At 66.7% G+C, this 26,142-nt stretch carries 22 protein-coding genes; 2 read left to right on the forward strand and 20 right to left on the reverse strand.

The genetic code is table 11. The annotated features are described in order from the left end of the window. Window positions 1-114 precede the first annotated feature (114 nt). The gene (locus WS49_RS11860; RefSeq protein WP_059528167.1) at window positions 115-1,986 is read right to left on the reverse strand and encodes an ABCB family ABC transporter ATP-binding protein/permease; all 1,872 of its coding nucleotides are present in this window, start codon (window positions 1,984-1,986) and stop codon (window positions 115-117) included. A 176-nt stretch (window positions 1,987-2,162) separates the two neighbouring features. Here WS49_RS11860 and WS49_RS11865 point away from each other — a divergent pair, with 176 nt between their 5' ends. Next, window positions 2,163-2,558, forward strand: coding sequence for an acyl-CoA thioesterase (locus tag WS49_RS11865; protein WP_059528170.1), 396 nt, complete (start codon window positions 2,163-2,165; stop codon window positions 2,556-2,558). Window positions 2,559-2,595: 37 nt separating this feature from the next. Here WS49_RS11865 and WS49_RS11870 read toward each other — a convergent pair whose 3' ends face one another. Further along, window positions 2,596-3,078 carry a nitrate reductase associated protein gene (locus WS49_RS11870; protein WP_059528173.1) on the reverse strand — a complete coding sequence of 161 codons (483 nt, stop codon included), beginning with the start codon at window positions 3,076-3,078 and terminating at the stop codon, window positions 2,596-2,598. A 113-nt stretch (window positions 3,079-3,191) separates the two neighbouring features. On the opposite strand from WS49_RS11870, the gene fdhD reads away from it, so the two are divergent. Continuing rightward, window positions 3,192-4,022: a formate dehydrogenase accessory sulfurtransferase FdhD gene (gene fdhD, locus WS49_RS11875; RefSeq protein WP_156437250.1), complete on the forward strand. Its 831-nt coding sequence runs from the start codon at window positions 3,192-3,194 to the stop codon at window positions 4,020-4,022. 22 nt (window positions 4,023-4,044) lie between these two features. On the opposite strand, the gene WS49_RS11880 is transcribed toward fdhD, so the two are convergent. The 18 genes from WS49_RS11880 to WS49_RS11965 form a co-directional block, all read right to left on the reverse strand. Beyond that, window positions 4,045-4,812: an enoyl-CoA hydratase gene (locus tag WS49_RS11880; protein ID WP_059528176.1), complete on the reverse strand. Its 768-nt coding sequence runs from the start codon at window positions 4,810-4,812 to the stop codon at window positions 4,045-4,047. 90 nt (window positions 4,813-4,902) lie between these two features. Further along, complete coding sequence (locus WS49_RS11885; protein ID WP_059528179.1) at window positions 4,903-6,102, reverse strand: acetyl-CoA C-acyltransferase; 1,200 nt, start codon at window positions 6,100-6,102, stop codon at window positions 4,903-4,905. Window positions 6,103-6,124: 22 nt separating this feature from the next. After that, window positions 6,125-8,560, reverse strand: coding sequence for a 3-hydroxyacyl-CoA dehydrogenase/enoyl-CoA hydratase family protein (locus WS49_RS11890; RefSeq protein ID WP_059528182.1), 2,436 nt, complete (start codon window positions 8,558-8,560; stop codon window positions 6,125-6,127). A gap of 113 nt (window positions 8,561-8,673) precedes the next feature. Then, on the reverse strand, window positions 8,674-10,461 hold the full coding sequence (locus tag WS49_RS11895) for an acyl-CoA dehydrogenase C-terminal domain-containing protein (protein ID WP_059528185.1): 1,788 nt from the start codon (window positions 10,459-10,461) through the stop codon (window positions 8,674-8,676). Window positions 10,462-10,519: 58 nt separating this feature from the next. Continuing rightward, window positions 10,520-11,119 carry a TetR/AcrR family transcriptional regulator gene (locus WS49_RS11900; RefSeq protein ID WP_006751498.1) on the reverse strand — a complete coding sequence of 200 codons (600 nt, stop codon included), beginning with the start codon at window positions 11,117-11,119 and terminating at the stop codon, window positions 10,520-10,522. A 199-nt stretch (window positions 11,120-11,318) separates the two neighbouring features. Then, the gene (gene clsB, locus WS49_RS11905) at window positions 11,319-12,593 is read right to left on the reverse strand and encodes a cardiolipin synthase ClsB (protein ID WP_059528188.1); all 1,275 of its coding nucleotides are present in this window, start codon (window positions 12,591-12,593) and stop codon (window positions 11,319-11,321) included. After that, entirely contained in the window at window positions 12,590-13,084 is a 495-nt protein-coding gene (gene nudB, locus WS49_RS11910) for a dihydroneopterin triphosphate diphosphatase (protein WP_059528191.1), read from the reverse strand. The genes clsB and nudB overlap by 4 nt, the downstream gene beginning before the upstream one ends. Before the next feature lie 156 nt (window positions 13,085-13,240). After that, window positions 13,241-15,043 (reverse strand): aspartate--tRNA ligase, encoded by a 1,803-nt coding sequence (aspS, locus tag WS49_RS11915; RefSeq protein WP_059528194.1) that lies wholly within the window; start codon window positions 15,041-15,043, stop codon window positions 13,241-13,243. A 67-nt stretch (window positions 15,044-15,110) separates the two neighbouring features. Continuing rightward, window positions 15,111-15,761 (reverse strand): DUF502 domain-containing protein, encoded by a 651-nt coding sequence (locus tag WS49_RS11920; RefSeq protein WP_006477842.1) that lies wholly within the window; start codon window positions 15,759-15,761, stop codon window positions 15,111-15,113. Between the two features lie 61 nt (window positions 15,762-15,822). Beyond that, on the reverse strand, window positions 15,823-16,161 hold the full coding sequence (locus WS49_RS11925; RefSeq protein ID WP_059528197.1) for an FmdB family zinc ribbon protein: 339 nt from the start codon (window positions 16,159-16,161) through the stop codon (window positions 15,823-15,825). Between the two features lie 95 nt (window positions 16,162-16,256). Next, entirely contained in the window at window positions 16,257-16,883 is a 627-nt protein-coding gene (locus WS49_RS11930) for an SAM-dependent methyltransferase (RefSeq protein WP_059528340.1), read from the reverse strand. 17 nt (window positions 16,884-16,900) lie between these two features. Further along, window positions 16,901-18,478, reverse strand: coding sequence for a ubiquinone biosynthesis regulatory protein kinase UbiB (ubiB, locus tag WS49_RS11935; RefSeq protein ID WP_059528200.1), 1,578 nt, complete (start codon window positions 18,476-18,478; stop codon window positions 16,901-16,903). Between the two features lie 12 nt (window positions 18,479-18,490). Then, window positions 18,491-19,117 carry a ubiquinone biosynthesis accessory factor UbiJ gene (locus WS49_RS11940; protein ID WP_059528203.1) on the reverse strand — a complete coding sequence of 209 codons (627 nt, stop codon included), beginning with the start codon at window positions 19,115-19,117 and terminating at the stop codon, window positions 18,491-18,493. A 163-nt stretch (window positions 19,118-19,280) separates the two neighbouring features. Then, complete coding sequence (locus WS49_RS11945; protein WP_059528206.1) at window positions 19,281-20,315, reverse strand: Tim44 domain-containing protein; 1,035 nt, start codon at window positions 20,313-20,315, stop codon at window positions 19,281-19,283. A 41-nt stretch (window positions 20,316-20,356) separates the two neighbouring features. Further along, window positions 20,357-21,088, reverse strand: a complete 732-nt coding sequence (gene ubiE / locus WS49_RS11950; RefSeq protein WP_059528209.1) for a bifunctional demethylmenaquinone methyltransferase/2-methoxy-6-polyprenyl-1,4-benzoquinol methylase UbiE — start codon at window positions 21,086-21,088, stop codon at window positions 20,357-20,359. Between the two features lie 52 nt (window positions 21,089-21,140). After that, window positions 21,141-21,554, reverse strand: coding sequence for a gamma-butyrobetaine hydroxylase-like domain-containing protein (locus tag WS49_RS11955; protein WP_011886002.1), 414 nt, complete (start codon window positions 21,552-21,554; stop codon window positions 21,141-21,143). Next, entirely contained in the window at window positions 21,551-21,994 is a 444-nt protein-coding gene (locus tag WS49_RS11960; protein WP_044846840.1) for an HIT family protein, read from the reverse strand. Before WS49_RS11960 ends, WS49_RS11955 begins: the two co-directional genes overlap by 4 nt. An 87-nt stretch (window positions 21,995-22,081) precedes the next feature. Further along, on the reverse strand, window positions 22,082-26,098 hold the full coding sequence (locus WS49_RS11965) for a DUF3683 domain-containing protein (protein ID WP_059528212.1): 4,017 nt from the start codon (window positions 26,096-26,098) through the stop codon (window positions 22,082-22,084). Window positions 26,099-26,142 lie beyond the last annotated feature (44 nt).

A 26,142-nucleotide genomic window follows, 5' to 3' on the forward strand; every position in this document is an offset into this window, starting at 1 on the left:
GGCCGATCGCCGCCAGGCCGCTCGTGAATCAAATGCCGAGCACGCCGCGCCGGAGCGCCCGGCCGTGACGGCGCAACGCCGCCCGATGCCGAACGGCCGGCGCGGCATCCACGCTCACGCGGCCTCGGCCGCTTCCCCGCCCGCCGCCGCGCGCTGCTGCTGCAGCGCCCACATCTGCGCATACAGCCCGTCCGCGCGCACGAGTTCGTCGTGCGTGCCGCGCTCGACGATCCGCCCATGGTCCATCACGAGAATCTGCTGCGCATGCACGACCGTCGACAGCCGGTGCGCGATCACGAGCGTCGTGCGGTGCCGCGCGATCTGGTCGAGTTCGTGCTGGATCGCGCGCTCCGAGCGCGAATCGAGCGCCGACGTCGCCTCGTCGAACAGCAGCACCGGCGGATCCTTCAACAGCGTGCGCGCAATCGCGACGCGCTGCTTCTCGCCGCCCGACAGCTTCAGCCCGCGCTCGCCGACCGGCGTGTCATAGCCCTTCGGCAAGCTCTCGATGAAGTCGTGGATGTGCGCGGCGCGCGCGGCCGCGATCACTTCGTCGCGGCTCGCGGTCGGCCGGCCGTACGCGATGTTGTAGTAGATCGAGTCGTTGAACAGCACGGTGTCCTGCGGCACGATCCCGATCGATGCACGCAGCGAGTCCTGCGTGACGTCGCGAATGTCCTGGCCGTCGATCCGGATCGCACCGCCCGCCTGCCGGTCGAGATCGTAGAAGCGGAACAGCAGCCGCGACAGCGTCGACTTGCCTGACCCGCTGTGCCCGACCACCGCGGTCGTCGTGCCCGCGTCGATCGTAAAGGTCACGTCGTGCAGGATTTGCCGCGACGCTTCGTACGCGAAGTTCACGTGCTCGAAGCGGACCTGCGCGCCGGCCACCGCGAGCGGTCGCGCGTCGGGCGCGTCCGCGACTTCCTTCGCGGCCGACAGCAGTCCGAACATGCGGTCCATGTCGGTGAGGCTCTGCTTCAGTTCGCGATACACGACGCCGAGAAAATTCAGCGGGATGTACAGCTGCAGCATGAACGTGTTGATCAGCACGAGATCGCCGAGCGTCAGCTTGCCGGCCAGCACGCCCTGCGTCGCGCGCCACAGGATGAACACGAGCCCGGTGCCGATGATCGCCTGCTGGCCGAAGTTCAGCACCGACAGCGAATTTTGCGAGCGGATCGCGGCCTTGCGGTAGCGCTTCAGGTTTTCGTCGTAGCGCTGCGCCTCCCACTCCTCGTTGCCGAAGTACTTCACCGTCTCGTAGTTGATCAGCGAATCGATCGCCCGCGAGTTCGCGCGCGAATCGAGTTCGTTCATCGTGCGGCGAAAGTGCGTGCGCCAGTTGGTGACCTTCACGGTGAACACGATGTACGTGACCAGCGCCGCGAACGTCACGTATGCGTAGTACGCCTCGTACTTGACCACGAAGAAGCCGAGCACGAGCCCGACCTCGACGAGCGTCGGCAGGATGCTGTACAGCGAATAGGAAATCAGTTGCTGGATGCCGCGCGTGCCGCGCTCGATGTCGCGCGACATGCCGCCCGTCTGGCGCTCGAGATGGAAGCGCAGCGACAGCCCGTGCAGATGCCGGAACACCTGCAGCGCGAGCTGGCGCACCGCGCTCTCGGTGACCTTCGAGAACAGGATCTCGCGCAGCTCGGTGAAAAGCGACGTCGACAGCCGCACGAGCGCATAGGCGATGACCAGCAGGCCGACGCCGCCCGCCAGCACGATGCCGGCCGACTGCTCCGCGCGACCGAGCGCGGTGAGTTGCTGCACCGCCGACAGATGATCGACGATGCGTTTCATCACGACCGGCACGCCGAGGTTCGCGACCTTCGCGCCGATCAGGCAGCCGAGCGCGAGCGCGACGCGCCATTTGTAGGTGGCCAGGTACGGCAGCAGCGACCGGATGGTCTGCCAGTCGTTGCGAGGCCCGGTCTGAGCCGGCGCGGGCTCGCCGGAAGCGGAATATCGGCGCATGGGGGGAAGGATCGGCGGCGGTGCGGCACGCGTTGCGGTGGCGGCCGGCTCGCCCGCTTTCTCGTACAATTTGCGAACGTTGTATTGTCGCAGAAGCCGCTACGCGCCGCTGCCGGCGGCCTCGCCGGCTGGCCTGCGCGCGGCGGCGCATTTATTACAGGATGAAAGCCCCCGCCATGACCGATTCGACCCTCGAACTTCCGCAAAAGCAGCCCGCGCTGCGCGTCGTCCCGCAACCGCACGACGCGAACGTCCACGGCGACGTGTTCGGCGGCTGGATTATGTCGCAGGTCGACATCGCCGGCTCGATCCCCGCGAGCCAGCGCGCGAATGGCCGCGTCGCGACGGTCGCAGTCAATTCGTTCGTGTTCAAGCAGCCGGTGTTCGTCGGCGATTTGCTGAGCTTCTACGCCACCATCATGCGCACCGGCAACACGTCGGTGACGGTCGACGTCGAGGTGTACGCGCAGCGCATGCGCCTGATGGGCGAAATCGTGAAGGTCACCGAAGCAACGCTCACCTACGTCGCGACCGGCCCCGACCGCAAGCCGCGGCCACTGCCGCCGCTCTGACCGGCGCGCGCCGCGCTGCGGCGCCGCACGCGGCCCGTCAGTGCGTGGCCGTCAGCCCGAACTCCCGCATCGCGGGCAGGAAGTCGTGATTGAGCTTCGGCTTGCGCGACAGCTTCATCAGCACGTAGCGCTGGAACGGCGCGAGCCGCTGCCACTGCGCAAGCGCGGGCGCCGGCAGCCCGGCCAGCGCGCTCTGCTGCACGAGCGCGTCCGGCACCGAATCGGTCGCTCGCCAGCTCGGCTGCTCGTCGGGCTGGAACCACGACGGTTCGAGGTCGGCGTGCGTGCGCAGCATTTCGAACAGCGCGTGATCGAAATTGGGCTCGATCGCGGTGTCGTCGTCGGCCGGGAAGCGTGCGAGCAGCTTGCGGTCCTCGAGCGGCAGCAGCTGCCACTGCTCCAGTGAAATCCGCAGACCGAAACGGTCGAGATTGAAACGCACGATCATCGGGATGTACGTCAGGTTTTCCGACGAATCGTGTTCGAAATTGAATAGCAGCGGAGCGTCGCTGAGTCCCATGGTCGTTACCTGAGTGGCGGATGCCGGCGCGGCCGGCCTGCCTGAGGTATTTTAGAACCTCTACGCGCGAGCGGCGGACACGATCGTCGCCGCCCTGCCTCGAATCAACGGGAGTGCTCGTGAATCCGACTGAAACAGAAGAACCGCGCGGCGCGATCGAGCTGTCCGTGCGCCGCACGCGCGGCGGCGCCGTCGAAACCGCGCACGATTACGTCGGCCAGGAATGGCCGGTCGCGCTGGTCTTCAACGGCATCTCGCACGCGGTGATGATGTGCACGCCGCGCGACCTCGAGGCGTTCGCGGTCGGCTTCGCGATCTCGGAAGGGATCGTCGAGCGCGGCAGCGACATCAAGGACATCGAGGTGATCCTCCACGCCGATGCATCGCTGCCGCACGCGGAGGTGCATCTGGAGGTCGTCCAGCAGGCTTTCGCCGCGCTGAAGGACCGCCGCCGCGCGCTCGCGGGGCGTACCGGCTGCGGCGTGTGCGGGATCGAGAGCATCGACCTGCTCGACCTCGCGCCCGAACGGGTGCCCGACACCGGCTTTCTCGCGCGCCTCGCGCCGGACGCGCTCGCGCGCGCGGCCCACGCGCTGCCGGTGCACCAGGCGCTCACGCAACTCACCGGCGGCCTGCACGCGGCCGCGTGGTGCGACGCAACAGGCGCGATCCGGATGGCGTTCGAGGATGTCGGCCGCCACAACGCGCTCGACAAGCTGATCGGCTCGCTCGTGCTGTCGCGCGCCGACGCGACCGACGGCTTCGTGTTCCTGTCGAGCCGCGCGAGCTACGAGCTCGTGCGCAAGTCGGCGCGGGTCGGAATCCCGATGGTCGCGACGATCTCCGCGCCGTCGTCGCTCGCGATCGAGATCGCGAAGGCGGCCGGCCTGCGGCTGGTCTGCTTCTGCCGCGAAACCGGCCACGTCGATTACGGCACGGCCTGATGCCGGCCGCCCGGCCGCTGCGTCAGTCGAACTGACGGAAATCCGGCTTGCGCTTCTCGAAGAACGCGGTCATCGCCTCGCGGGCTTCCGGCGCGCGCAGCATCGCGGAGAAGTGGCCGGCTTCCTCGTTCATCCGCGCGGCAACGGACACCCCGCCCGTCTCCTTCAGCAACGCCTTCGTCACGCGCAGCGACGACGCCGGCAGCGCCGCGAGCTTCGCGGCCTGCTTCGCCGCGAATGCGTCGAGCTCGGCGGCCGGCAGCACGCGGTTGACGATGCCGATGCGGTGCGCTTCCAGCGCGTCGAACGCTTCGCCGAGCAGCAGCTTTTCAGCGGCGACCTGATGGCCGGCCAGGCGCGGCAGCAGCACGCTCGATGCGGCTTCCGGGCACAGCCCGAGCTGCGCGAACGGCAGCGAGAATGCCGCGGTGTCGGCCGCGTAGACGAGATCGCAGTGCAGCAGCATCGTCACGCCGACACCGACCGCGATGCCCGGCACCGCGGCGACGATCGGCTTGGTCGCGCCGCTGATCCGCCCGAGAAACTGGAATACCGACGCGTTCTCGTCCTTCGGCGGCGCCTTCAGGAAATCCTCGAGATCGTTCCCCGCGCTGAAGTTGCCGTCGCTGCCGCGCAGCAGGATCACGCGGATCGCCTTGTCTTCCTGCGCGTCGGCGAGCGCATCGGCCATCGTCTGGTACATCGCCGCCGTCAGCGCGTTCTTCTTCGCCGGGCGCGCGATCGTGATCGTCATCACGCCGTCGGCGCGTTCCACTTGAATTTCGGCCACAACCGTCTCCTTTGACTTTCCTCTTCCGGAATGAAAAACGGTGCGCAAGCTCGTGGCTCGCGCACCGTGATCGCTACTGTCCCGCTCCGCTTACAGGCGTTCGATGATGCCCGCCGCACCCATGCCGGTGCCGACGCACATCGTGACCATCCCGTACTTCAGGTTGCGGCGGCGCAGGCCGTGCACGACGGTCGCCGCGCGGATCGCGCCGGTCGCGCCGAGCGGGTGGCCGAGCGCGATCGCGCCGCCGACCGGGTTGACCTTCGACGGGTCGAGGCCGAGATCGCGGATCACCGCCAGCGACTGCGCGGCGAATGCCTCGTTCAGCTCGATCCAGTCGAGATCGTCCTGCTTCAGGCCCGCGGCCTTCAGCGCGGCCGGGATCGCTTCCTTCGGGCCGATGCCCATGATTTCCGGCGGCACGCCGCGCACCGCGAAGCTCACGAAGCGCGCGAGCGGCGTCAGGTTGAATTCCTTGAGCACCTTCTCCGACACGACCAGCAACGCGCCCGCGCCGTCCGACGTCTGCGAGCTGTTGCCGGCCGTGACCGAGCCCTTGTTCGCGAACACCGTGCGCAGCTTCGCGAGGCCTTCGAGCGACGTGTCCGCGCGCGGACCTTCGTCGAGCGCGATCTCGCGCGTCTTCACGTCGACTTCGCCCGTCGCGAGGTTCGGGAAACGCTCGGTGATCGTGTACGCGGAGATTTCGTCGCCGAACTCGCCGGCCTGCTGCGCGGCGAGCGCCTTGCGATGCGACTCGACCGAGAACGCGTCCTGGTCTTCGCGGCTCACCTTCCACTGCTCGGCGACGCGCTCGGCCGTCAGGCCCATCCCGTATGCAATGCCGAAATCCTCGCTGCGATCAAAGATGTGCGGCGACATCGACGGCTTGTTGCCCATCATCGGCACCATGCTCATCGATTCGCAGCCGCCCGCGAGCAGCGCGTCCGATTCGCCGACGCGGATGCGGTCCGCCGCCATCGCCAGCGCCGTGATGCCCGACGCGCAGAAGCGGTTGACCGTCACGCCGCCGACCGTCTGCGGCAGGCCCGCGAGCAGCGCGCCCATGCGGGCGACATTCAGGCCCTGCTCGGCTTCCGGAATCGCGCAGCCGATGATCGCGTCCTCGATCACCTTCGTGTCGAGGCCGGGCACCTGCGCGACCGCCGACTTGATCGCGTGAACCAGCAGCTCGTCGGGGCGCGTGTTCTTGAAGACACCGCGCGGGGCCTTGCCGATCGGGGTGCGGCTGGCGGCGACGATGTATGCGTCTTGCAGTTGTTTGCTCATTTCAGACTCCTTGTCTGCTCGCTCAGTTACGCACCGGCTTGCCGGTCTGCAACATGCCCATGATCCGTTCCTGCGTCTTCTGCGTGCCGAGCAGCTCGACGAACGCGCGGCGCTCGAGCGCGAGCAGCCACTGCTCGTCGACGAGGCTGCCGGCTTCGACGTCGCCGCCGCACACGGCTTCGGCGATGCGGCTCGCGATCAGGTAGTCGTGGTCGCTGATGAAGCGGCCGTCACGCATGTTGACGAGCGACGCCTTGATCGTCGCGATCGCCGAGCGGCCCGCGACCGGCACGTCCTTCGCGCGCAGCGGCGCACGGTAGCCGACGGCCGCCAGCGCGCGTGCTTCCTTCTTCGCGGTGTCGAGCAGCTCGAACACGTTGAAGATGATCGTGTCGGACGGCTTCAGGTAGCCCATCGCGCGTGCATCGTGCGCCGACGACGACACCTTCGCCATCGCCGCGTTCTCGAACGACTTCGTGACGAACTTCAGGATGTCGGTGGTCGCGTTCGCGGCCGTTGCCGCATCCGCCGCGCGCAGCGCCGCTTCCTTCAGGCCGCCGCCCGCCGGCACGAGGCCGACGCCGACTTCGACGAGACCGATGTAGCTCTCGACGTGCACGACGCGCTTCGCGCTGTGCAGCATCAGCTCGCACCCGCCGCCGAGCGCGATGCCCGATACGGCCGCGACGACCGGCACGTTCGCGTACTTCACGCGCAGCATGCCTTCCTGGAATTTCTTCACGAACGGCTCGATGCCCTTCGCGCCGCCCATCATGAACGCGGGCATCGCCTCTTCGAGGTTCGCACCGGCCGAGAACGGGCCGCCCGGCGTGCCGAGCTTCAGCGACGTCGGCTGCCAGATCACCACGCCCTTGTAGTCCTTCTCCGCGAGTTCGATCGCCTGCACGAGGCCGTCGATCACGCTCGGTCCGATCGTGTTCATCTTCGACTTGAACGACACGATCACGACGTCGTCCTCGCCTGCGCGATCGTCGACCCATGCACGCACGGCGTCGGTTTCGAACAGCGTCTTGCCGTACGTCTTCGGGTCGGCGCCGGCTTCGCCGACGAGCGGCGCGCGGAACACCTGCTTGCCGTAGACGGCCAAGCCGGAGCGCGGCACGAAGCGCTTCGACGCCGGCGCCCACGAGCCTTCGGCCGTGTGCACGCCGCCCTTCTCCGCAACCGCGCCTTCGAGCACCCACGACGGCAGCGGCACGTTCGCGAGCGCCTTGCCGGCCGCGATGTCTTCCTGCACCCACTCGGCGACCTGCTTCCAGCCGGCAGCCTGCCAGCCTTCGAACGGGCCTTCGTTCCAGCCGAAGCCCCAGCGGATCGCGAGGTCGACGTCACGCGCGTTGTCGGCGATCGACTCGAGATGCACGCCGATGTAGTGGAACACGTCACGGAAGATCGACCACAGGAACTGCGCGTGCGGATGGTCCGTCTCGCGCAGCAGCTTCAGGCGTTCCGCCGGCGGGCGCTTCAGGATGCGGCCGACGGTTTCATCCGCCTTCGCGCCCGAATCGACGTAAGTGCCCGTCTTCGCGTCGAGCACCTTGATCGCCTTGCCTTCCTTCTTGTAGAAGCCGCCGCCCGTCTTCTGGCCGAGCGCGCCCTGCTTCACCAGTTCGGCGAGCACGGCAGGCGTCTGGTAGACCGGGAAGAACGGATCGTCGGCGAGGTTGTCCTGCATCGTCTTGATCACGTGCGCCATCGTGTCGAGGCCGACCACGTCCGCGGTGCGGAACGTCGCCGACTTCGCGCGGCCGAGGCGGCTGCCCGTCAGGTCGTCGACTTCGTCGAAGCGCAGGCCGAACTTCGCGGCCTCGGTGATCACCGCGAGGATCGAGAAGATGCCGACGCGGTTCGCGATGAAGTTCGGCGTGTCCTTCGCGCGCACGACGCCCTTGCCGACGATGCTCGTCAGGAAGGTCTCGAGCTGGTCGAGGATCTCCGGACGCGTGTGCGCGGTCGGGATCAGCTCGACGAGGTGCATGTAGCGTGGCGGGTTGAAGAAGTGCACGCCGCAGAAGCGCGACTTCAGCTCGTCCGAGAAACCTTCGGACAGCTTCGTGATCGACAGGCCCGACGTGTTGGTCGCGAAAATCGCGTTCGGCGCGATGTGCGGCGCGACCTTCTTGTACAGGTCGTGCTTCCAGTCCATCCGCTCGGCGATCGCCTCGATCACGACGTCGCACTCGGCGAGCTTCGCGATGTCGTCTTCGTAGTTCGCGGCTTCGAGGTATTTCGCGTCGTCCTTCACGCCGAACGGCGCGGGCGACAGCTTCTTCAGGTTCTCGATCGCCTTCAGCGCGATCGCGTTTTTCGGGCCTTCCTTGGCCGGCAGGTCGAATAGCAGCACCGGCACGCGCGCGTTGACGAGGTGCGCGGCGATCTGCGCGCCCATCACGCCGGCGCCCAGCACGGCGACCTTGCGAATCAGGAAATTGCTCACGGGATGTCTCCGGATAATGTCATGCAGCGCGGGTTGTGAGGGCTGCATGGCGAAGTGAGTACCAGGAACCGTTGCGTTCGGGCGGCGCGCGGCGCGCACCGCCCGGACTCGCGTCAGAACAGCGATTCGTCGACTTCCATCAGCGTCTTCGAGCCGGCGCGCGCGGCGCGGATCGTCGCCGCCGTCTCGGGCAGCAGGCGCGCGAAATAGAAGCGTGCGGTCGCGAGCTTCGACTTGTAGAACGGGTCGCCCGACGCTTCCTTGTCGAGGGCGAGACGCGCCATGCGCGCCCAGAAGTACGAGAACACCAGGTGGCCGACGGTGCGCAGGTACGGCACGGCGGCGGCGCCGACTTCGTCCGGGTTCTGCATCGCCTTCATGCCGATTTCCATCGTCAGCTTCTGCACCTTGTCGCCGATGTCGGCGAGCGGGTTGATGAACTCGGCCATCTCCGGCTTCACGCCTTCGGCTTCCGCGAATTCGGTGACGAGCTTGCCGAACTTCTTCAGCTTCGCGCCCATGTCGCCGAGCACCTTGCGGCCCAGCAGGTCGAGCGACTGGATCGAGTTCGTGCCTTCGTAGATCATGTTGATCCGCGCGTCGCGCACGTACTGCTCCATGCCCCACTCGGAGATGAAGCCGTGGCCGCCGTAGATCTGCATTGCGTGGTTGGTCGACTCGAACGCGTTGTCGGTCAGGAACGCCTTGATGATCGGCGTGAGCAGCGCGACGAGGTCGGCCGCTTCCTTGCGCACCGCTTCGTCACCGTGCGACAGCTCCTTGTCGATCTGCAGCGCGGACCAGTACGTGAATGCGCGCGCGCCTTCCGCGTAGGCCTTCTGCGTGAGCAGCATGCGGCGCACGTCCGGGTGCACGATGATCGGGTCGGCCGGCTTGTCCGGTGCCTTCGGGCCCGTCAGCGAGCGCATCTGCAGGCGCTCCTTCGCGTACGTCAGCGAGTTCTGGTACGCGACTTCCGTGAGGCCCAGGCCCTGCATGCCGACGCCCAGGCGCGCGGCGTTCATCATCACGAACATCGCGTTGAGGCCCTTGTTCGGCTCGCCGACCATCCAGCCCTTCGCGTTGTCGAGGTTCATCACGCACGTCGAGTTGCCGTGGATGCCCATCTTGTGTTCGATCGAGCCGCACTTGATGCCGTTGCGCTGGCCCGGCTCGCCCGCGGCGTCCGGAACGAACTTCGGCACGATGAACAGCGAGATCCCCTTCGTGCCTTGCGGCGCGTCCGGCAGGCGCGCGAGCACGAGGTGGACGATGTTCTTCGACATGTCGTGCTCGCCGCTCGAGATGAAGATCTTCGTGCCGCTGATCGAGTACGAGCCGTCGCCGTTCGGTTCGGCCTTGGTGCGCAGGATGCCGAGGTCGGTGCCGCAGTGCGGCTCGGTCAGGCACATCGTGCCCGTCCATTCGCCCGACACGAGCTTCGGCAGATACTGCTTCTGGAGTTCCGGCGCGCCGTGCGCGTGCAGGCATTCGTAGGCGCCGTGCGACAGGCCCGGATACATCGTCCATGCCTGGTTCGCGGAGTTCAGCATTTCGTAGAGCGCGTTGTTCACGAACGCGGGCAGGCCCTGACCGCCGTAGTCCGGATCGCAGCCGAGCGCCGGCCAGCCTGCCTCGACGTACTGCCGATACGCTTCCTTGAAGCCGGTCGGGGTCTTCACGACGCCGTCGCCTTCATACGTGCAGCCTTCGCGGTCGCCGACCTGGTTCAGTGGGAACAGTACCTCGGAGCAGAACTTGCCCGCCTCCTCGAGGACCTGGTTGATCGTGTCGGCGTCGAGGTCCGCGTGCCGCGGCATTTGCTTGACCTCGGCTTCGACGTTCAGAAGCTCGTGCAACACGAATTGCATGTCGCGCAGCGGCGCGGCGTACTGTCCCATGACTCTCTCCAAAGGTGGGCAAAACGGCTCGAGCTCCCGGCGGGCGGATCACGCGCCGCTAACGGCTCTCGCTCTGATACGAAACGATCGTCTTTTCCAGCGCGGCCCACGTGAGGCGCACGGCATCCGGCGAATGCAGGAATCGTGCGTCGTGATGCAGGCCGAGCGTGAAGCTGTACAACTCGAAGAGCATCAGGTCCGGATCCGTATCCGCACGCAGATGGCCTTCTTCCTTCGCCTGCGAAATGGCACGCAGCATCGCAGCACGCCAGGCCGTCACGCTCGCGATCAACTGCTCGCGCACGGGGCTGTCAGGCCGGTCGTCGTACTCGACGGCGCCGCTGATGTAGATGCATCCGGTCGTCACCTCCTGGATGCGCTTCTCCGTCCAGCGGGCCAGCATCGCCCGAAGGCGCGGCAAGCCTCGCGGCTCGCGCAGGCTCGGAAAGAACACCTCGTTTTCGAAACGATGGTGATACTCGCGAACGACCTCGACCTGCAGGTCTTCGCGCGATCCGAAGTGCGCGAACACACCACTCTTGCTCATCTGCATGCGCTCGGCCAGCAGGCCGATCGTCAGCCCCTCCAGCCCGTCACGGCTGGCGAGGTCCAAAGCAGCTTCGAGTATCGCGGCACGCGTCTGTTCGCCTTTTCGCATAGCTATTTCTGTAACCGTTCGGGGGTTCGAATAAAATCGAACGGCCGTACTATTATTGAGTGCGGCCGCTCGCGAAACAAGGAAATTATTAGAAACCGGTGTCTAACCGAGCCGCTATTTTGCGCGATTCCGGCGGGACCGGAGCGGCTTTTCCGCACGAACGTGCGGACAGATTTTTGAAGCGGATGCTTAGTCCGTGTCAGTCGTAACCACCGACCGTCAGCGCCTTCATCACGATGCGGTACGTGTTGTACGCGAGCCAGTTCAGCATGCGCTCGATGCGCGGCCGCGCGGCATACCGGGCGGCGTCGATTTCGCGGCCTTCGGTGAAGGCGGCCGCGATTGCGTCGCGGAGCTCGTTGGTGACCGCATCGTAGCGCACCAGCACGACATTCGCCTCATTGTTCAGCATCAGGCTCAGCGCGTCGAGGTTCGACGAGCCGACGGTCGCCCAGTTGTCGTCGATCACCGCGACCTTGCCGTGCAGGATCGTCTTGTCGTATTCCGCCACGCGCACGCCCGCGCGCAGCAGCGCGTGATACAGGAACGGCACGGCCGTATCGAGCGCCGTGAACTCGTTGCGGCCGATCAGGATCCGCACGTCGACGCCGCGGCGCGCGGCGCCCGTCAGCGCGCGGCGCAGCTTGCGGCCCGGCATGAAATACGGATTCGCGAGCAGGATCCGCTGGCGCGCCTGGCCGATCGCGGCGAGATACGCCTTCTCGATCGCGCGGCGGTTCACGACGTTGTCGCGCGCGACGAACGCGACGCTCGGCTCCGTCACGACCCGCAGCGCACCGGCCTTGATCCACCGGTGGCTGCGCATCCAGCGCCGGAACATGTCCGGGAACGCCTCGCCGCCGTGCAGCCCGGCCGCGTACTGCGCGTACGGCTTGTGGCCGAACTGGATGCGGTGCCACTGCAGCTCGAACGCGGCGCGCACGTCCGACACCGCCGGCCCGGCCATCTCGACCGCGAAATCCCAGCGCGGGAACGGCAGCGTCGCGCTGCCCTGCGCGTAGTCGTCGACGATGTTGATGCCGCCGCAGAACGCGACCGCATGATCGATCACCGCGAGCTTGCGGTGCGTGCGCGAGAAGCCGAAGCGGCCGAACAGGTAGCGGTTGTAGATGCAGTGCTCGACACCGGCCCCGGCCCACGTATCGAACAGCGGCAGGCGCGCGGTGCCGACGCCGTCGGTGATCACGCGCACGCGCACGCCGCGCTGCGCCGCGCGAATCAGCGCATCCGACACCGGGCGGCCGGCCGCGTCGTCGCAGAAGATGTAGGTTTCGAGCATTACCTGCTCGCGCGCCGCATCGATCCGTTCGATCAGCGCGTGGAAGAATTCGCTGCCGGTCTCGCAGAGCCGCACCGTGTTGCCGGCCGTGAACGCGAGCCGCGACGCGGAGCCGCGCTCCTGCAGGAACATCTGCCGCAATTGCGCGAAGCGCTTGCGGGTTTCCGCATTCATGCGGACGAGCCGTGCGGCGCCCGCGCGAGCGATACGCGCACGGGCAATTGCAGGATCGCCTCGGCGTTCGACGGCGAGAAGCAGCGCGCGGCCGCTTCACGGTACGGCAGCCACGCGTGGTCGACGTGCTCGCGCGGCGACAACGTCACGTCGACGCGGCGCGGCACGCACAGGCCGAACCAGTGCTCGACGTTGCGCGTGACGCCCGGCGCATAGCGATGCAGGTATTGCGGATAGATGCTGTATTCGATCCGGTGGTGCCAGTCGATCAGCGCGGTGGCCGGCACGTCGTGCGACCCGACCGAGATGCCGGTTTCCTCGGCGACTTCGCGCGCGGCCGTGAGCGCGAGCGGCTCGTCGAGCGCGTCCTTCGATCCGGTCACCGATTGCCAGAAATCGGGCTGGTCGGCACGCTTGATCACCAGCACGTCGAGCTCGGGCGTATAGATCACGACGAGAACGGATTCGGGGATTTTCGGCGGCTTCGTCATCTTTGTTTCATGCGGCACAGGGCCGGGCGCCGGGCCTGTGCCGGAACGTGCGGCAAGTGCTGCGACTGTACCGCAAAAAACGAAAAAGGCGCACCACGGCGCCTTTTTCGCTGGATGTCGTGCACGCGTCGCCGCGCACACGACCTGTGGCACGCGTTACGCCTTCGGCTGTTCCGGCTGACGCAGACGGATGTGCAGTTCGCGCAGCTGACGCTCGTCGACCGGGCTCGGCGCCTGCGTGAGCAGATCCTGCGCACGCTGCGTCTTCGGGAACGCGATCACGTCGCGGATCGAGTCGGCGCCGGCCATCATCGTGACGATGCGGTCGAGGCCGAATGCGATACCGCCATGCGGCGGCGCGCCATACTGCAGCGCGTCCAGCAGGAAGCCGAACTTCAGTTGCGCTTCTTCCGCGCCGATCTTCAGCGCGCGGAACACCTTGCTCTGCACTTCCTCACGATGGATACGCACCGAGCCGCCGCCGATTTCCCAGCCGTTCAGCACCATGTCGTACGCCTTCGCGAGGCAACGGCCCGGATCGGTCTCGAGGTACTCGAGGTGCTCATCCTTCGGGCTGGTGAACGGATGGTGCGCGGCGACGTAGCGCGCGTCTTCGTCGTCGTATTCGAACATCGGGAAGTCGACGACCCACAGCGGCTTCCAGCCGGCCTGGACGAGGCCGTTCGCCTTGCCGAATTCCGAATGGCCGATCTTCAGGCGCAGTGCGCCGAGGCTGTCGTTGACGACCTTCGCGCGGTCGGCCGCGAAGAAGATGATGTCGCCGTCTTCAGCGCCGGTGCGCTCGAGGATCGCCGCGATCGACGCGTCGTGCAGGTTCTTGACGATCGGGCTTTGCAGGCCGTCGCGGCCCTTCGCCTTCTCGTTGACCTTGATCCATGCGAGGCCCTTCGCGCCGTAGATGCGCACGAATTCCGTGTAACCGTCGATGTCGCCGCGCGACAGCTCGCCGCCCTTCGGCACGCGCAGCGCCGCGACACGGCCGTCCTTCGCGTTGGCGGGGGTGCTGAACACCTTGAAGTCGACGTCCTTCATCGCGTCGGTCAGCTCGGTGAATTCGAGCTGCACGCGCAGGTCCGGCTTGTCCGAACCGAAACGCGCCATCGCTTCCGAGTACGGCATCACCGGGAATTTCGCGTCGAGTTCGACGTCGATCGTCGTCTTGAAGATGTGACGGATCATGTCTTCGAACAGGTCGCGGATTTCCTGCTCGCCGAGGAACGACGTCTCGCAGTCGATCTGCGTGAATTCCGGCTGACGATCGGCACGGAGGTCCTCGTCGCGGAAGCACTTGGTGATCTGGTAGTAACGGTCGAAGTTCGCGACCATCAGCAGCTGCTTGAACAACTGCGGCGACTGCGGCAGCGCGAAGAACTGGCCCGCGTTCACGCGCGACGGCACGAGGTAATCGCGCGCGCCTTCCGGCGTGCTCTTCGTCAGCATCGGCGTTTCGATGTCGATGAAGCCCTGCTCGTCGAGGTACTTGCGTGCTTCGATCGCGACGCGGTAGCGCAGGCGCAGGTTGTGCTGCATCTGCGGACGGCGCAGGTCGAGCACGCGATGCGTGAGGCGCGTCGTTTCCGACAGGTTGTCGTCGTCGAGCTGGAACGGCGGCGTGATCGACGCGTTCAGCACGATCAGCTCATGGCACAGCACTTCGATCTTGCCGCTCTTCAGGCCGGCGTTGACCGTGCCTTCCGGACGGTTGCGCACGAGACCCTTGATCTGCACGCAGAACTCGTTGCGCACGCCTTCGGCGGTCGCGAACATTTCCGCGCGATCCGGGTCGCACACCACCTGCACGAGGCCTTCACGATCGCGCAGGTCGATGAAGATCACACCGCCGTGATCGCGGCGGCGCTGCACCCAGCCGCACAGCGACACGGTTTGGCCCAGCAGGTGTTCGGTCACGAGACCGCAGTATTCAGTACGCATCGACATGATGTTTGCTTTCGTTCGGTTTGATCAACGGGTGCCGCAACGCGCGGCCCGGGCGATGATTCTTTACTTACAGCGGCGGCTCGACGGGACGGCGGGCGGGCGCCGGAGCCGGCGCCGAAGGCGCCACGACGCCCATCGAGACGATGTACTTGAGCGCGGCATCGACCGACATGTCGAGTTCGATGACTTCGCTCTTCGGCAGCATCAGGAAGAAGCCCGACGTCGGGTTCGGCGTCGTGGGCACGTACACGCTCACGTACTCTTCCGTCAGATGGTTGACCACGTCGCCACCGGGCGTGCCCGTCAGAAACGCGATCGTATACGAGCCGCGCCGCGGGTATTCGATCAGCAGCGCCTTGCGGAACGCGTTGCCGCTGCTCGACAGCAGCGTGTCCGACACCTGCTTGACGCTCGTGTAGATCGGCCCGACGACCGGGATGTGACGCACGACCGCGTTCCACCACGTGACGAGCTTCTGGCCGATGAAGTTCTGCGTGGCCAGCCCGACGACGAAGATGAACGCGAGCGTCAGCACCGCGCCGATCCCCGGCAGGTGGAAGCCGAGCATCCGCTCCGGCTGCCACGATTCGGGCAGCAGCAGCAGCGTCTGGTCCATCGTGCCGATGATGAGGCCGAGCACCCACAGCGTGATCGCGAGCGGGACGAGAACCAGCAGGCCGGTCAGGAACACCGTTTTCAGGGTCGTCTTTTTCATCATCTGCCGTCAATGAACCGCGCCGGAAGCGCGGGTTGGTCGCGGCCCGGCCGGGCCGCGACGGTCAACTGCCGGCGGCGGGCGCCGCAGCCGGGGCCGGCGCGGCGCTCGTCGTCGCACTTTCGGAGCTCGCGGCAGCGGGCGCGGCTGCCGCCGGCGCTGCGGCCGGTGCCGCCGCCGTGTCGCCGGACGCCGTCGCCGGCGCGCTGGTGCCGCCCGAGCCACCGCGGAAATCGGTGACATACCAGCCGGAGCCCTTCAGCTGGAAGCCGGCGGCGGTGACCTGCTTGCGAAAAGCATCCTTCCCGCATTCGGGGCACTGCGACAACGGCGCGTCGCTCATCTTCTGGAGCACGTCCTTCGCGAAACCGCACGCTTCGCATCGATAGGCGTAGATCGGCATGATATTTTTCCCGCAGAAACTGGAAACGGCTTGCAAAACCTTGAATTATAGCCGAAACCCCGGCGCGCTCCGGCAACGGCCGCGACGCCCCGGCTTCAGCGACGGCGCCACGTGAGCCAGCGCTCGTGCCCTTCGAACACGGCCAGCGAATCGGTCACCGGCAGATCCTCGATCAGTTCGAAGTGCGGCGCGAGCAGCGCATCGAGTTCGGCGCGCTCGATGCCGAACGGCGGCCCCTTCGGTTTCGTCGTCACGAAGAAATAGCCGGCCAGCAACGCTCCGGCCGGCAACAATTCGGCCATCCGCGCCGCATAGCCGGCGCGCAGGCTCGGCGGCAGCGCGCACAGGAACGCGCGCTCGTACACCCACTGCACGTCGAACGGCGGTCGGTACGCGAAGAAATCGGCCTGCTCGACGACGTCCGCATGCGCGCCGAGCTGCGCCTTCGCGGTCGCCACCGCCTGCGCCGAGAAATCGATCGCGCGCACGGGCCAGCCGGCCTGCGCGAGCCAGCCGGCCTCCTGCGCGCTGCCGCAGCCGGGAATCAGCACCGCACACGGCTCGAGGCGCTGCGCAAACGCGCGAAACCCGTCGGGCACGCCGCCGAATTCCCACGGCGTCACGCCGCGCGCGAAACGCTCGTCCCAGAACGCGGCGTTGCCGGGGTCGCGCGTCGCGAAATCGGCGGCGCTCGGTGCGGACGGTCGTGTCGGTTCAGGCATCGCGCGGCTCCCTTCGTTCATGCACCGTACGCGAGCGCGAGCAGCACGCGCGCGACGAGCGCCCCGACGCCGACGGCAAGCCCGAAGATCAGCAATGCCTGCAGCAGCCGGTTGGTGCGTTTCTGCTCGACGAGGATCTGACGCATCAGGTCCTCGCTCGCCGCGCGCGGTGCGTCGTGGCGCGCCGCCATCGCATGGTGGATCAGGCGCGGCAGTTGCGGCAGCGTCTTGCTCCACTGCGGCGCCTCGACCTTGAAGCGCTCGTACCAACCGCGCAGGCCGATCTGCTCGGTCATCCAGCGTTCGAGATACGGCTTCGCCGTCTTCCACAGGTCGAGTTCAGGATCGAGCGAACGGCCGAGCCCCTCGACGTTCAGCATCGTCTTCTGCAGCAGCACGAGCTGCGGCTGGATCTCGACGTTGAAGCGGCGCGACGTCGAGAACAGGCGCATCAGCACCTGCCCAAGCGAGATGTCCTTCAGCGCGCGGTCGAAATACGGCTCGCACACCGCGCGAATCGCGCTTTCCAGCTCCTCGACACGCGTCTCGGGCGGCACCCAGCCCGACTCGAGGTGCAGCGTCGCGACGCGGTGGTAATCGCGCTTGAAGAACGCGAGGAAGTTCTGCGCGAGGTAGTTCTTGTCGAAATCCGACAACGCGCCGACGATCCCGAAATCGAGCGCGATATAGCGGCCGAACGTGTTCGGATCGAGGCTCACCTGGATGTTGCCCGGGTGCATGTCCGCGTGAAAGAAACCGTCACGGAACACCTGCGTGAAGAAGATCTCGACGCCTTCGCGCGCGAGCTTCTTGATGTCGACGCCGGCCGAGCGCAGCGTCTCGACCTGGCTGATCGGCACGCCGGTCATGCGCTCCATCACGAGCACCTGCGACGTCGAGAAATCCCAGAACATCTCGGGCACGAGCAGCAGATCGAGGCCCGCGAAGTTGCGGCGCAGCTGGCTGCCGTTCGCGGCCTCGCGCATCAGGTCCAGCTCGTCGTGCAGGTACTTGTCGAATTCGGCGACGACTTCACGCGGCTTCAGGCGCCGGCCGTCGGCCCACATGCGCTCCGTCCACGTCGCGATGTCGCGCATCAGCGCGAGGTCCGAATCGATCACCGGCAGCATGTTCGGGCGCAGCACCTTGACCGCGACGGCCTTGCCCGCGTGCGGGCCCTGCTTCAGCTTCGCGAAATGCACCTGCGCGATCGACGCGCTCGCGATCGGCTCGCGCTCGAATTCGTCGAACAGCTCGTCGACCGGCGCGCCGAGCGACTTCTCGATGATCGCGATCGCGACCGCCGAATCGAACGGCGGCACCTGGTCCTGCAGCTTCGCGAGTTCGTTCGCGAAATCGACCGACAGCAGGTCGCGGCGGGTCGACAGCACCTGGCCGAACTTCACGAAGATCGGGCCGAGGCTTTCGAGCGCGTGACGCAGCCGCACGGCGGGCGGATCGGAATAGCGGCGGCCGATCGTCGTGATCCGCAACAGCAGTTTCACGCGCCGGTCGTCGATCCGGGACAGCATCACTTCGTCGAGGCCAAAGCGGATGACGGTGTAGACAATCTTGATGAAACGGAAAATGCGCATGCCCTGCGGCCCTCAGTGCGCGCCGCGCGGGCCGGAGCCCGTGCGCGCGCCGATTTTTTGTTCGAGTCGCTCGACCCGTTTCTCGACCCGCGCGAGCGCATCGCGCGCACGCGCCAGTTCGGCGTCGAAGCCGCCGAGCACCGTGCGCCGGACGACTTGCGGGTTTTCGTCGAGCCAGTATTCGGCGACGGAATCGAGCACGTTGCGGCCGGTGCGGCGCGCGCGCGCGCCGGCGTCGCGCACGACCGTCGCGATCCGGTGCGCCGCCGCGTCGCCGACCAGCTTCGCGAGATCTTCCTCAGGTTCCCAGCGCAGGTGCTCGGCCAGCTTCGCGATCTGCGTCGCGAACTCCGCGTCGCCCTCGATCTTCACGTGCTTCATCACGGCCGCCTGGCCGCCCTGCAGGAATGCGGCGACGGTGTCGCCCGCGAGCGCGATCGATACGTCGACGTGTTGCGCATCGTGCGCTTCCACGGCGGACAGATAGCCGTCGGGCTGCACGAGCAGCGTGAGCGTGACGGGCGGCACGTCGAGCCGGGCGGTCTTGCCCGCGTAGGGGATCAGGCGGTCGCGCGCCCACGATTCGCGCGCGAGCAGGTGATTGACAGCAGCAGCAAAAGGCTTGGCGGCAAAGGTCATCGGGCTGGGAAAGAAAAAACCCGCGCGGGCCGGGCGCCCACGCGGGTTTCTATTGTAACGTCGGATCGTCGGCAGACCGCGGCCAACCGCACACCCGGGCGGCAAGCGGTCGCAGTGCGGCGGCCGTCGCCCGGGCAGCCGGCAAGCCGGCCACCGGTCATGCTCAGTGCGTGTTGAGCTGCTGGATACCCGCGAGCAGCCAGCCCTGACTGCCCGACTTCGACAGGTTCCACACCTCGTCGAACGGCGCCGCCGACGCATTCGCCGATTCGCGGATCAGCCCGTGGAAGCGCACGCTCGCCGACTGCTCGATGCCGCGATCCTCGATCGCGACCAGTTCCGCGTCGAGCTGCACGACATCGGTCTGGTTCGCCTCGTTGCCGCGCGAGTCGAGGTCGATCTTGATCTCGGCGAACATTTCCGGCGTCGTGAACTCGCGGATGTCTGCCAGGTTGCCCTGGTCCCAGGCTGCCTGCAGGCGCACGAAGTAGACCTTCGCGCTGCGCAGGAACGCTTCGGTGTCGAAGCCGGCCGGCACCTGCAGCGGCGCGGCCGCCATCGCGCCCGCCGCGCCCGCGGCGGCTGCGCCGCCGCCGAACACGCCTTGCGCTTCGTTCGCATAGCTGCTGCCGCTGCCGGCATAGTTGTTGCCGGTGCTGCCTTGCTGGAACGACGGGCTCTGCGAGTAGCCGCCCGACGACGATGCCGAACCGCCCACCGAGTACGCCGGTTCGTGCGAACGGCGACGGTTCATGAACTTGCGAACCAGCCAGATGCCGACCATCGCGAGCAGGGCGATCACGATGACGTTCGCCATCATGCTCGCGAACGCGCCGCCCAGGCCGAAGTGCGACAGCAGCGCCGCGATGCCGAGGCCGGCCGCGAGACCGGCGATCGGCCCGAGCCAGCGCGAGCGGTTCGGCTGCGCGGCCGGAGCCGGTGCGGCCGGGTTCGCGCGCTGCGCCTGCGCCGGCGCGGCCTGCTGCATCGGCTGCTGCGCGGGCGGCGTGGCCTGGCGCTGCGTGACGGTGGAGCTTTGACGGCCGATGCTGCGCCCGCCGCCCATGCGCTTGGCTTCAGCGTCGAGCGATGCGAACGTGCCGGCCGTGAGCAGGCCGACCATCAGCAGCGTGCCGACCCGTCGAGCCCACGGCTTCGACGGCTTGCTACGGTTGAACAACGAACGCGATTCGGACATCAGCTTCTCCAGATGTAAGGCGAATGTATGGAAAGAACCCCTTAGTACTTGGTTCCTAGGTGTAACGCTACCACGCCACCTGACAAATTGTAATATTTGACGGCATCGAGGCCCGCTTGTTCCATCATCGTCTTCAGCGTGTCCTGATCGGGGTGCATCCGGATAGATTCAGCAAGATACTTGTAACTTTCAGCATCTTTCGCGAACTTGTCGCCAAGCCACGGTAATACTTTGAAAGAATACAGATCGTACGCTTTTTTCAGCGGATCCCAGACTTTCGAGAATTCCAGCACCATCACGCGGCCGCCGGGCTTCGCCACGCGGCGCATCTCGGCGAGCGCGGCGTCCTTGTGCGTCATGTTGCGCAGCCCGAATGCGACCGTGACGACATCGAAGTAGTTGTCGGGAAAGGGAATTTTCTCGGCGTCGCACAACAGCGACGGCGTCACGATGCCCTTGTCGAGCAATCGGTCGCGGCCGACGCGCAGCATCGATTCGTTGATGTCGGTATGCCAGACCTCGCCCGTCGGGCCCGCCGCCTTCGCGAACGCCTTGGTCAGGTCGCCCGTGCCGGCCGCGATGTCGAGCACCTTGAAGCCGGGGCGCACGTTCGCCTGCGCGATCGTGAACGCCTTCCACGCGCGGTGCATGCCGGCCGACATCAGGTCGTTCATCAGATCGTAGTTGCTCGCGACCGAATGGAACACGCCCGCCACTTTCTTCGCTTTTTCGGTTTCCTCGACGCTTTCGAAGCCGAAGTGGGTTTTGCTCATCGCGTTGATCCTCAGTAAATGGCAAGACGGCGCCGAGCGGGCGCCGTCGATTTCAGTGGCAGTGGCCGTGCGGCGCGGGAGCCGCCTGCATCGGCGCGTCGCGCTCGACGCCCGCCGCCTTCAGTTTGTCGAAATAGTCGCGCCACAGCGCGTCCTGCTGCGTCGCCAGTTCGTACAGCAGATCCCACGAGTAGATGCCGGTCGAATGGCCGTCCGAGAACGTCGGCTGCAGCGCGTAGTTGCCCACGCCCTCGAGCGCGGTGATCGTCACCTCGCGCTTGCCGGTCTGCAGCGTCTCCTGGCCCGGCCCGTGGCCGCGCACCTCGGCCGACGGCGAGTAAACGCGCATCAGCTCGAACGGAATCCGGTAGCTCTCGCCGTTCGGGTACTGCAATTCGAGCACGCGCGACACCGCGTGCACGACGACGCCGGACGGAATCGGCGTCGTGGAAGTCAAACCGCTCATGGCTGCCTCGAATCGGTCATGCGTTGAATTTCCTCGCGCACCGCATTGTGCAGCAGCGAGGCCTGCGCCGCGCGCGTGCGCAGCAGTGCCTCGGACACGCTGCGCTGGCGCGGCGCCCAGACGGGTTGCGGGAAATGGGCGTCGTTGGAGAAGCGCGGGATCACGTGCCAGTGCACGTGCGGCACCATGTTGCCGAGGCTCGCGAGATTCACCTTGTTCGGCTGCATCACGCGGCGCACGGCCCGCTCCACCGCGTACACCACGCGCATCAGATGTGCCCGCTCGGGCTCGCCGAGATCGGAAAACTCGGCCACGTGCGTGCCCCAGATCACCCGGCAGAAGCCCGGGTAGTCGTGCTCGCCCGTCGCAAGCACGACGCGCAGCGCATCGTCCTGCCAGAGCACCTCGCCGCCGTCTTCACGGCAAAACACGCATTCCATCGTCGCTCCCATGTGGACGGGCGCCTGCGCTTCAGCGCAGGCGCCCGCTCTCATCCCTCGCCCGGCCGGGCGGTCGTCATGCCCGCATTAGACCAGCACGCGCTCGATCCCGCCATTGTTCGCGTGTGCGACATAATCGGCCATCCAGTTCTCGCCGAGCACCTGGCGCGCGATCTCGACCACGATGTAGTCGGCCTCGAGGTTCGCGTCCTCGTTGTAGCGCGACAGGCCCTGCAAGCACGACGGGCAGCTCGTCAGGATCTTCACGTCCGGGCCGTTCGCGGCGGGCGCCGGCGTGTCGCCGGCCACGACCGGGATGCTGCGCAGCTTCGCGGCACCCTTGCGGATTTCCTCTTCCTTGCGGAAGCGGACCTGCGTGGACACGTCCGGACGCGTCACCGCGAGCGTGCCCGATTCGCCGCAGCAGCGCTCGTTCTTCTCGATCTTGTAGCCGTCCTTCTCCGTGCCCATCAGCTCGTTGACGAGCTTCACCGGATCCATCGTCTTGATCGGCGTATGGCACGGGTCGTGATACATGTAGCGGGTGCCCGTCACGCCGTCGAGCTTCATCCCCTTCTCGAGCAGGAACTCGTGGATGTCGATGATCCGGCAGCCCGGGAAGATCTTGTCGAATTCGTAGCCCGCGAGCTGGTCGTAGCAGGTGCCGCACGACACGACCACCGTCTTGATGTCGAGGTAGTTCAGCGTGTTCGCGACCCGGTGGAACAGCACGCGGTTGTCGGTGACGATCTTCTCGGCCTTGTCGTACTGGCCCGAGCCGCGCTGCGGATAGCCGCAGCACAGGTAGCCCGGCGGCAGCACGGTCTGCACGCCCGCCTCCCACAGCATCGCCTGCGTCGCGAGGCCGACCTGCGAGAACAGGCGCTCGGAGCCGCAGCCCGGGAAGTAGAACACCGCTTCCGAATCGACGGTCGTCGACTTCGGGTTGCGGATGATCGGCACGATCTTGTTGTCCTCGATGTCGAGCAGCGCGCGCGCCGTCTTCTTCGGCAGGTTGCCCGGCATCTTCTTGTTGACGAAGTGGATCACCTGCTCGACCACGGGCGGCTTGCCGACCGTCGCCGGCGGATGCTGGGTCTGCTTCGTCACGACCTTCTTCAGCATGTCGTTCGCGAAGCGCTGCACCTTGTAGCCGACGCCCATCATCACGCTGCGCGCGGCGTTGATCGTCTGCGGATTGGTCGCGTTCAGGAAGAACATGCCGGCCGCATTGCCGGCGTTGAATTTCTTCTTGCCCATCTTGCGCAACAGGTTGCGCATGTTCATCGTGACGTCGCCGAAGTCGATCTTCACCGGGCACGGCGTCGCGCACTTGTGGCACACCGTGCAGTGGTCGGCCACGTCGTTGAACTCGTCCCAGTGCTTGATCGACACGCCGCGGCGCGTCTGTTCCTCGTAGAGGAACGCCTCGACCAGCAGCGAGGTCGCGAGAATCTTGTTGCGCGGGCTGTACAGGAGGTTCGCGCGCGGCACGTGCGTCGCGCACACCGGCTTGCACTTGCCGCAGCGCAGGCAATCCTTCACCGAATCGGCGATCGCGCCGATGTCGGACTGCTGCATGATCAGCGACTCGTAGCCCATCAGCCCGAAGCTCGGCGTGTATGCATTGCGCAGGTCGGCGCCGTCGAGCAGCTTGCCCTTGTTGAAGCGGCCGTTCGGGTCGACGCGCTGCTTGTACGCGCGGAATTCTGCGATCTCGTCGTCGGTCAGGAACTCGAGCTTCGTGATGCCGATCCCGTGTTCGCCGGAAATCACGCCGTCGAGCGAGCGTGCGAGCGTCATGATGCGCGCGACCGCCGCGTGCGCATCCTGCAGCATCTCGTAATTGTCGGAGTTGACCGGGATGTTGGTGTGGACGTTGCCGTCGCCCGCGTGCATGTGCAGCGCGACGAATACGCGGCCGCGCAGCACCTGCTTGTGGATCGCCTGCGCCTCGTCGAGGATCTGCTTGAACGCGCCGCCGTTGAAGATCGCGCGCAGCTCCGCGCGGATCTCCTGCTTCCACGAGATGCGGACCGTGCGGTCCTGCGTGACGTGGAACACGGTCGCGCCCGGCTGATCGTCCGCGCGATCGGCGAACTTCTCGGCGAGCGCCTCGTAGCCCAGCTGCACGAGATAGTGCTGTGCCTCGCGCAGCGGCTGGTCGAGCCGGTCGCGCACGAACTCCCAGCGCGCACGCACGCGCTTGAGCAGCTCCAGCGCCTGCTGCACGCGATCCTCGAGCAGTTCGGCGCTCGGGATTTCGTTCGCGTCGTCGGTCTTGCCGAGCGGCAGGTTGCCGGCGCGGAAGAACGCTTCGAGCGCGTCGACCAGCTGCAGCTTGTTCTTCAGCGACAGCTCGATGTTGATCCGCTCGATGCCGTCGGTGTACTCGCCCATCCGGTTCAGCGGGATGACGACGTCCTCGTTGATCTTGAACGCGTTGGTGTGCTTCGCGATCGCGGCCGTGCGGCTGCGGTCGAGCCAGAAGCGCTTGCGCGCCTCCGCGCTGATCGCGACGAAGCCTTCGCCGCTCTTGCCGTTCGCCATCCGGATTACTTCGGACGTCGCCTGCGCGACCGCATCGGCGTCGTCGCCGACGATGTCGCCGATCAGCACCATCTTGGGGAATGCGTTGCGCTTGCTCTTGGTCGCGTAGCCGACCGCGCGCAGGTAGCGCTCGTCGAGGTGCTCGAGGCCCGCGAGAATCGCGCCGCCCTGCTTCGACGTCTCGAACAGGTAATCCTTGATCTCGACGATGCTCGGGATCGCCTCGCGCGCCTGGCCGAAGAATTCGAGACAGACGGTGCGCGTGTGCGCGGGCATCTTGTGCAGCACCCAGCGCGCGGACGTGATCAGCCCGTCGCAGCCTTCCTTCTGCACGCCGGGCAGCCCGGCGAGGAACTTGTCGGTGACGTCCTTGCCGAGGCCTTCCTTGCGGAACCGGCGGCCTTCGATCTCGAGCATCTCGCTCTTCAGCAGCTTCTCGCCCGGCGCGTACGCGCCGTCGAACCACTTCAGCTCGAAACGCGCGACCGCGATGTCGTGAATCTTGCCCTGGTTGTGCTCATGGCGCGTGACTTCGAGCCAGTTGCCGTCCGGGTCGACCATCCGCCACCAGGCCAGGTTGTCGAGCGCGGTGCCCCACAGCACGGCCTTCTTGCCGCCCGCGTTCATCGCGACGTTGCCGCCGATGCACGATGCGTCCAGCGAGGTCGGATCGACCGCGAACACGTAGCCGGCCGCTTCGGCCGCTTCCGTCACGCGGCGCGTGACGACGCCCGCGCCGGAGAAGATCGTCGGCACCTTGTGCGCGACGCCCGGCAGTTCGGTGAGCTCGACCGCGCCGAGCTGTTCGAGCTTCTCGGTGTTGATCACCGCGGAGAACGGCGTGAGCGGCACCGCGCCGCCCGTGTAGCCGGTGCCGCCGCCGCGCGGGATCACGGTCAGGCCGAGTTCGAAGCACGCCTTGATCAGGCCCGCGATCTCGGCTTCGGTATCGGGAGTCAGCACGACGAACGGGTATTCGACGCGCCAGTCGGTCGCGTCGGTCACGTGCGACACGCGCGACAGCCCGTCGAAGCGGATGTTGTCCTTCTGCGTGCAGCGGCCGAGCGCCTTGGTCGCACGGCGGCGCAGGTCGGCCATCTTGTCGAATTCGTCGGCGAACTCGTCGACCGCGCGCTGCGCGGCGGCTTCCAGCATCTCGACGCGTCCGGCGCGTTCGCGGCCCGCGTCGTCGCGGTGCTCGGTCAGGTCGGCGCGGCGGCGCTTGCCGATCTCGGTCAGGCGGTGGTTCAGCGCCTCGATCAGCAGCGCGCGGCGCTTCGGGTTGTCGAGCAGGTCATCCTGCAGGTACGGGTTGCGGCGCACGACCCAGATATCGCCGAGCACTTCGTACAGCATCCGTGCCGAGCGGCCCGTGCGCCGTTCGGCGCGCAGCTCGTCGAGCACCGACCACGCCTCCGCGCCGAGCAGGCGGATCACGATCTCGCGGTCGGAGAAGGACGTGTAGTTGTAGGGAATCTCGCGCAGACGGGGCGCGGGGTCGGCGGCGACGGTGGCGGCCGCGCCATGCGGATCGAAAACTTGTGGTGCGTTCATGTTCGGACGACTCGGAGGGCCGATACACCGTGCACGGGCGTCGG

Origin of the sequence: Burkholderia sp. RF7-non_BP4, from assembly GCF_001521935.1 — a bacterium.
Taxonomy (GTDB): domain Bacteria; phylum Pseudomonadota; class Gammaproteobacteria; order Burkholderiales; family Burkholderiaceae; genus Burkholderia; species Burkholderia diffusa.

Coding starts and splice junctions, on each gene's coding strand:
- WS49_RS11860 (WP_059528167.1), bottom strand. CDS start 1,986: ATGCGCCGATATTCCGCTTCCGGCGAGCCCGCGCCGGCTCAGACCGGG.
- WS49_RS11865 (WP_059528170.1), top strand. CDS start 2,163: ATGACCGATTCGACCCTCGAACTTCCGCAAAAGCAGCCCGCGCTGCGC.
- WS49_RS11870 (WP_059528173.1), bottom strand. CDS start 3,078: ATGGGACTCAGCGACGCTCCGCTGCTATTCAATTTCGAACACGATTCG.
- WS49_RS11885 (WP_059528179.1), bottom strand. CDS start 6,102: ATGAGCAAACAACTGCAAGACGCATACATCGTCGCCGCCAGCCGCACC.
- WS49_RS11895 (WP_059528185.1), bottom strand. CDS start 10,461: ATGGGACAGTACGCCGCGCCGCTGCGCGACATGCAATTCGTGTTGCAC.
- WS49_RS11900 (WP_006751498.1), bottom strand. CDS start 11,119: ATGCGAAAAGGCGAACAGACGCGTGCCGCGATACTCGAAGCTGCTTTG.
- clsB (WP_059528188.1), bottom strand. CDS start 12,593: ATGAATGCGGAAACCCGCAAGCGCTTCGCGCAATTGCGGCAGATGTTC.
- nudB (WP_059528191.1), bottom strand. CDS start 13,084: ATGACGAAGCCGCCGAAAATCCCCGAATCCGTTCTCGTCGTGATCTAT.
- aspS (WP_059528194.1), bottom strand. CDS start 15,043: ATGTCGATGCGTACTGAATACTGCGGTCTCGTGACCGAACACCTGCTG.
- WS49_RS11920 (WP_006477842.1), bottom strand. CDS start 15,761: ATGATGAAAAAGACGACCCTGAAAACGGTGTTCCTGACCGGCCTGCTG.
- WS49_RS11925 (WP_059528197.1), bottom strand. CDS start 16,161: ATGCCGATCTACGCCTATCGATGCGAAGCGTGCGGTTTCGCGAAGGAC.
- WS49_RS11930 (WP_059528340.1), bottom strand. CDS start 16,883: ATGCCTGAACCGACACGACCGTCCGCACCGAGCGCCGCCGATTTCGCG.
- ubiB (WP_059528200.1), bottom strand. CDS start 18,478: ATGCGCATTTTCCGTTTCATCAAGATTGTCTACACCGTCATCCGCTTT.
- WS49_RS11940 (WP_059528203.1), bottom strand. CDS start 19,117: ATGACCTTTGCCGCCAAGCCTTTTGCTGCTGCTGTCAATCACCTGCTC.
- WS49_RS11945 (WP_059528206.1), bottom strand. CDS start 20,315: ATGTCCGAATCGCGTTCGTTGTTCAACCGTAGCAAGCCGTCGAAGCCG.
- ubiE (WP_059528209.1), bottom strand. CDS start 21,088: ATGAGCAAAACCCACTTCGGCTTCGAAAGCGTCGAGGAAACCGAAAAA.
- WS49_RS11955 (WP_011886002.1), bottom strand. CDS start 21,554: ATGAGCGGTTTGACTTCCACGACGCCGATTCCGTCCGGCGTCGTCGTG.
- WS49_RS11960 (WP_044846840.1), bottom strand. CDS start 21,994: ATGGAATGCGTGTTTTGCCGTGAAGACGGCGGCGAGGTGCTCTGGCAG.
- WS49_RS11965 (WP_059528212.1), bottom strand. CDS start 26,098: ATGAACGCACCACAAGTTTTCGATCCGCATGGCGCGGCCGCCACCGTC.